Origin of the sequence: Arthrobacter sp. SIMBA_036 (assembly GCF_046535135.1) — a bacterium.
Classification (GTDB): Bacteria; Actinomycetota; Actinomycetes; order Actinomycetales; family Micrococcaceae; genus Arthrobacter.
On sequence record NZ_JAWRXG010000212.1, the window covers coordinates 1 to 267 of the forward strand.

Genomic DNA, 267 nt, shown 5'->3' on the forward strand with positions numbered 1-267 from the left:
CGTGCCTGTTTCGACATACACATCTTCTCGGCCGAACGCATCACTGCCCGTCCGGATCGCGAACTCGTCCATCGACTCGAACCAGCGATTGCAATGTGCGACGCAATGGAAGCCACAGCTCGCGTTGCGAGTCAGGAAATTGGCCGAAAGCGGCTGGCTGCCGTCCGCGGTCAGCGGGTGCCACTTCTTCACGATCCTGCTCGATGGGCCGGAAAACACCGGAACGGCGTCTTCACTTGTCAGTACGACGTCCTCTAGCACGACAGG

Annotated in this window: 1 protein-coding gene; it reads right to left on the reverse strand. The window is 59.9% G+C overall.

Translation table 11 applies throughout. The features are described from left to right. Nucleotides 1-192, reverse strand: a 192-nt coding sequence (locus tag SB659_RS19650; protein ID WP_410551624.1) for a hypothetical protein, incomplete at its 3' end; no start/stop codon positions are given. Between the last annotated feature and the right edge of the window lie 75 nt (nt 193-267).